This window comes from Streptomyces anandii JCM 4720, from assembly GCF_014650655.1.
In the GTDB taxonomy this organism is placed as follows: domain Bacteria; phylum Actinomycetota; class Actinomycetes; order Streptomycetales; family Streptomycetaceae; genus Streptomyces; species Streptomyces anandii.
Genome location: NZ_BMVJ01000056.1, coordinates 1 through 3,983, shown reverse-complemented (window position 1 = coordinate 3,983; position 3,983 = coordinate 1). Strand labels below are relative to the sequence as shown.

Genomic DNA, 3,983 nt, shown 5'->3' with positions numbered 1-3,983 from the left:
GCCAAGGAGAGCCATTGTTGACATCGACCCCTTGTCGAGAGCTGCTTGCAGGTATGCGACCATGCGCTCAGCCGCTGCTCCCTCCGCGCCCGTCGTCATTGCAGAGGCAGCGCCAGTGGGGCCCTGACTCTCACCTGCAAGCCCGCGATCCACTCCACTGACCGCCAGGTGAGCCGGGTGAGCAACGGCCGAATGACGGGCGGACACCGTGTCGTAGACCCTTCCGAGGCCTTCCTCATGGAAGAACTCTGCGCAACGCTCTTTATTGACTTTGTATTCATCCTCGTAATGGAAGATTGTCTCGGGCTGCTCGATCACTTTGTGTTCTGCAAGTACTTTGATCATTTGATGAGCCGACAATCTGCCATTGCCTGCCAGCGCTACGGAGTTGAATTCATCCTCCGACACCCACTCCTGGCCGGACTTGATTACCCATTTCAAGTGTGCGATCATTTCTTTGATCGCGTAATCGTCCGCATATTTGTCCGTACCTTCATTCGCCAGCATGCTGGAGATTGCAGAAGGCGGAACCATATCCGTGTCCCGGCGATTCTCCCCAAACTTAGGCGGCACATGCCCTCCATGAATTGCGAATGGTCACAAGGTGTCCGGGTGACACGCCCCGGCACTCTTGCAACGCACCTCCAGTCCATCCGGTTCACCTTTCACCACCCTTTCGGCTTCTATGGGGCCCGTGCGGGTCCATTCGTCGTCGGCGGCCGCGGTGGCCGCGGTGGCTGCGCAGGCGTTGTTCTGCCGGCCTTCCTGCGCGATGTTCTGCTGGAGGGTGCCGAACGTGGCGGCGGAACCCCCTTCGGCCAATGCCCGCGACTTCGGCCGTGCCCTGCGCGGCCCGACAGGCGCAGCACGTTGTGACGCGGCGGCAGGACACCGCTCGGCATGCGGCAGCACCTGCACCTGACTGTGGGGGTGCCCGACGGCCGGCTGGTTACAGCTCGAACTCGAGGTCGATCAGGTCGGTGAGTTCGACTTCGAGGCCGTGGGCGCGGCGGCCGTTGTCGCGGAAGTAGATCTGGCCGAGGGCTTCGGCGGCGATGCGGCGGAGCTGGTCTTCGGTGGCTCCGGTCTCCTGGGCTTCGAAGAGGCGGGCGGCGTGTTGTGGGGGCAGGGCGAGGGTGAGGTGACGCACGCGGGCGTCGTCGGTGCTGCCGGGGGCGGCGGTGTAGCCGAACCGGGCCTGGACATCGATCATGATGCCGCCGGTGGTGGCCGCGGTCTGTTTGGCCTTGGCCCGGATCTGTGGCTGCCAGCGCACGCGGACCTCGGCCTCGAGGCGGTCGGCGAGTTGCGGCCGGGGTTTTTTGATCTGGTTCTTCACATACCGTTCGACGGTGCGCTGGCTGATGCCGAGCAGTTCGGCCACGCGCCGGGTGCTGTGCTGGTGCTGCCGGACCAGGTAACGCATCTGTGCCCCGGCGGACTTCGGGATCGGACGGGTGAACGCCCCTTGCACCGCCTTGTCGAGTCCTTCCCCGACCGTGACCATGCCGCGATTCCCCTACTCTCCGGTGTCCTTGGCGGTGACCTCGCCGGTCTTGATGTAGCGGGCGAGGTTGGCTACATGGCCGTCGCCGGCGAGCTGCTCGAGGACGCCTGAGCCCCACAGCACGCTCTGGGTGCCCTCGTGCTTGACCATTCCGGGAGAGACCCCCAGCCGGAACGAGCCCGGCACGGTCTTGCCGCCCGAGTCGTAGGGCAGGACGTCGAGCGGGCTGGGCCCGTCGGCGGCGTAGACGGCGCAGTCCGACAGGACCGCGACCGGATACTGCCCGGTGGCCGCGGCCAGATGCAGCATCTTGCGGTGCATGTTGATCCGCGCCCGGGAGATCACGGCGGCGCGAATGTCGGGCCGCCAGGTGGGCCGGGCGAGGGCGGGCCAGGCCTGTCCCGGCTTCCATCCGCCGCCGCGCGCCTTCTCCCGCAGCTTGCCGATGCCGCCCTTGACGGTCATCTTGACCGCGTCCACGACGATGCCCAGCTCCGGATCACGGCTCTTGTAGCCGTCCATCGCCTCCAGGAACTCCTGCGGGGACAGCTTCTCGCCCACCCCGAGATCCGCCATGGTCGCGACGTAGGCGTCGCGCAGCCGCTTGTACCAGCCGTCCAGGAACCGGCCGTACTCGGTGCGCACCCACGCCTCCACCGGGGCGACGTCGTAGCCCAGTTCGACGGCATACGCCACGGTGGGTGTGGCGTACCAGGCCGGACCCGTCGGGCGCCGGCCGGTCGGCGTGAACGGGCTGGGCAACAGGTCCCCGTCGAGCTCGCGCCACTGCTTGCCCACCTTCACACGGGACGGATCGACGTGGGAGAGGTCGACCAGCCACGAGCCGGGCAGGGCCGGGTCGAACGCGGGCCGGGCGACGTGGACCGGCGGTGAGGCGAGACCGACGACGGCGCCGTTGGCGCCCGCGGCGAAGGACAGGTTGACGTCGAGGCCGACCAGGTGGCGCTTCATGCACTCGGCGTCGGTGAGATCCCGTGCCCAGTCGTAGGCCTCCTCGAAGAGCTTCTCGTCGGGGCCGCGTACGTGGAAGCGGGGGAGATGAGCGAGGACGGGGTGTCCGTCGGTCGCCTCGCACGGCGCCGGGTCCATGGGTTCGGTTCCCAGCGACCCGGGCCGGTGCTCGCGGTGCCGCCGGCCGTCGGCGTCCGGCTCACTGGCGCGGGTCGGCGGGTTGAGCGCGGTCATCAGATGCAGTCCCGTCACCGCGGTGGAACCCACCGGCGTCGTCACCCGCCGCGCGTACACGCCCAGCACCCGGGCCAGCTCCGCCGGCTGGAGCCGCGCGGCGTGACCCCAGGCGCGGTCGTCCAGGGCGTGCCAGGAGGGGATGCACAGTTGCACGCACCTTCGGCGGCCCCCCTGGGCAGGGCGGTAGATGCGCGCCCACGGCCCCAGCCCCCGCCGGGTGAGCTGCCAGTCGGCCCGCTGGAGCTGCTTGATGACCTTGTGCCCCTCGGGAAGCCGCCCGGCGACCCGCTCGGACTGGGACAGCGAGGCGGGCAGGCCGTAGCGCTCGCACGCGGCCTCGGTGAGCACCAGCAGCGGGTCGGCGTCCTTGCCCGAACCGTGCAGCCGGTCGGCCCCGAGCTCCGCCTCGGTGAGGGTCCAATCGATCAGGGCGGGCAGGGACTTGGCGGGTACGTCCAGGATCAGGCCGTCGATGCCGTAGCCGGTCACCTTCCGGTCGGCGTCGGCATCGAGCACGAGCAGCGGGCCGTGCGGATAGGCGCCCGGGGAGGCCTTCTTCGTATCCGGGCGGCGCGAGGCGGCAACGGGGACCGGGGCCGCGGCGGCGGTGTCAGTGGGCGTGGCGGTGTCGGGCGCGGCCCCCGGACCGTTGGGCACGGGCGGTGCCGCGGCCGCCGTGCCGGTGTCAGCGGCGGCTTCCTGCGGCGTCCCGGTGTCCTCGGGGACGGGGTAGAGCTCGGCGAGCTGCTTCAGCAGGCGCGCGTATGCCTCCCGCTGCGGCGGGCGCGGCTCGGTCTTGCCGGTCTCCCAGTCACCGACGGTCGCACGCCGCACGCCCAGGGCGGCGGCCACCTCGTCGAGGGTGAGCGCATGGGCCTGCCGCAGCCGCCTGCGCTCCCCCGCCGGCGGCAGCGGCGACCGGGACGCCACGAGGGCGTCCACTGCGTCGAACAGCTCGGACATGCAGCACCTCCGCTCCTCATCCTACCGCTTGAAGCCGACTGAGGCCGCGTTTTCGGCGTACGTGGAACGTACTTTTCGCGTACGAGGCGAGGCTGCGCGCGTCGCTGTGTGTGCGGGCCGTCGCGGGGTCGCGGGGGAGATGGTCGGGTGCGTTCTCCATCGACGCCGCCTGCATGCCCGGCTCACCCGGCTCACCTGGCACGCCGGCACGCCTGCATGCCAGGCATGCTCGAGCGTGCCGAGATTGAGCGAGGTGTAGGTGGCGAACGCCGTGACCTTGTCCAAGGGCCGGATCCAGGCGGCC

General features: G+C 69.6%; 3 protein-coding genes. All 3 read right to left on the bottom strand.

Annotation, left to right across the window (positions count from 1 at the left end):
- Positions 1-507 (bottom strand): hypothetical protein (locus IE249_RS35155; RefSeq protein WP_189711530.1); only part of this gene is annotated, 507 nt, incomplete at its 3' end.
- A gap of 442 nt (positions 508-949) precedes the next feature.
- On the bottom strand, positions 950-1,507 hold the full coding sequence (gene tpg / locus IE249_RS35150) for a telomere-protecting terminal protein Tpg (protein ID WP_189711528.1): 558 nt from the start codon (positions 1,505-1,507) through the stop codon (positions 950-952).
- A gap of 12 nt (positions 1,508-1,519) precedes the next feature.
- Positions 1,520-3,679: a telomere-associated protein Tap gene (gene tap / locus IE249_RS35145; protein WP_189711526.1), complete on the bottom strand. Its 2,160-nt coding sequence runs from the start codon at positions 3,677-3,679 to the stop codon at positions 1,520-1,522.
- Positions 3,680-3,983 lie beyond the last annotated feature (304 nt).

Excerpts from the sequence above, each read along its gene's own strand:
- tpg (WP_189711528.1), bottom strand. The coding sequence starts at position 1,507 with ATGGTCACGGTCGGGGAAGGACTCGACAAGGCGGTGCAAGGGGCGTTC.
- tap (WP_189711526.1), bottom strand. The coding sequence starts at position 3,679 with ATGTCCGAGCTGTTCGACGCAGTGGACGCCCTCGTGGCGTCCCGGTCG.